The organism is Streptococcus sp. 2022WUSS135 (genome assembly GCF_044427045.1).
Lineage (GTDB): Bacteria > Bacillota > Bacilli > Lactobacillales > Streptococcaceae > Streptococcus > Streptococcus hashimotonensis.
In genome coordinates this window covers 1-1,366 of the sequence record NZ_JAOTGL010000062.1, presented here as the reverse complement: position 1 = coordinate 1,366, position 1,366 = coordinate 1, and the positions used below count along the sequence as shown (strand labels likewise).

Below are 1,366 nucleotides of genomic sequence, written 5' to 3'. Positions count from 1 at the left end.
GGCTTGAACACCTTTATTGTATCGCGTTTGGAGTTTTTTGGTATAACCTTCGTCGCGCACCCGCATAGCGGGTGGTTTATTTGTCACGCACCTTACGGAGCGTGACGGACTAAAAGTCACATAATCAAAGCCTTCGGCCATCAGCCGAGGCTTTTTTCTACCACATTGCCTACTATCGTTTCCGATTCCTTATCACAACAACTCCTTATGCCAAATGAAAATCAAAAAGATTCATTTCAATTACGAATATATAGATGGGAGGTACACGTGATGCCTCTACATCTACTACACAAGGAGAAATAATGAAAACATTCTTGAAAAGAAAAGGAATCGCCTGTCAGCTTCTAGCCGCCATTTTCATTGTCGGTATCAATTTACAATCCCCACCTTCAGCCTCAGCCAATGCACGAGGAGATGACTATCCCTACACAGCAGTTGATGCAGTCGATCCATGGAGACTCTACACACGCCAGTGCACCTCCTTTGTAGCCTTTCGACTTAGCACAATGAACGGTTTTACATTGCCACCTGCCTATGGTGATGCCAATGTTTGGGGCCATCGTGCCAAACAAGAAGGTTATCAAGTTAACATGACACCTACTGTCGGCGCCGTTGCCTGGTGGGAAACTCCCATGCATGTCGCATGGGTTTCTGCAGTAAATGGAGATACCGTAGAGATCGAGGAATACAACTACGGTGTTCGCTATACCTACGGAAGGCGAGTTATCCCCAAAAATGCCGTTAGCGGCTACATTCATTTTAAAGACCTCGGAGCGGGAACAACCAACTCTCAACCCGCCTTAGCCCCAAGCGGCACCTATACTTTTACCAGCCAACTGGCCATCAAATCTCAAGCTAGTCTATCTAGCCCTACCCTCGATTACTATTATGCTGGCGAAAGCGTCCGCTACGACAAGGTTCTTGAAGCCGACGGACAACAATGGATTAGCTATATCAGCTATTCTGGAGCTCGGCGCTATATCGCTATCCAACCTACCATTACTCAATCTACAAACAATAGCCTACCAGCATCAGGAAGCTACACCATCCAGTCCTACTCTAGTGTCCGCAACAATCCAAGTCTGTCCAGTCCTGAAATCACCTTCTACGGAGCTGGCTCAGTCGTTCGCTATGATAAAGTTATTACTGCCGAAGGTCGCACATGGATTAGCTATATCAGTTACTCAGGTGCCCGACGCTACATCGCCATCTTCTGATCACAAAAAAGACAATATTTAAAAGAGGCTGGGCAAAAACTAGCTTCTCACATATAAAAAACGAGCAATTCCAATTAGGAGTTGCTCGTTTTCCATTTCATGCTTTATAATTATAATAACGACAAAACAACTAGAAAGGCATGAAAATG

Annotated in this window: 1 protein-coding gene; it reads left to right on the top strand. The window is 45.2% G+C overall.

Annotated elements, in window-relative coordinates:
- Positions 1-302 precede the first annotated feature (302 nt).
- Positions 303-1,217 (top strand): SH3 domain-containing protein, encoded by a 915-nt coding sequence (locus ODU45_RS09920; RefSeq protein ID WP_398581234.1) that lies wholly within the window; start codon positions 303-305, stop codon positions 1,215-1,217.
- Positions 1,218-1,366 lie beyond the last annotated feature (149 nt).

Coding starts and splice junctions, on each gene's coding strand:
- ODU45_RS09920 (WP_398581234.1), top strand. CDS start 303: ATGAAAACATTCTTGAAAAGAAAAGGAATCGCCTGTCAGCTTCTAGCC.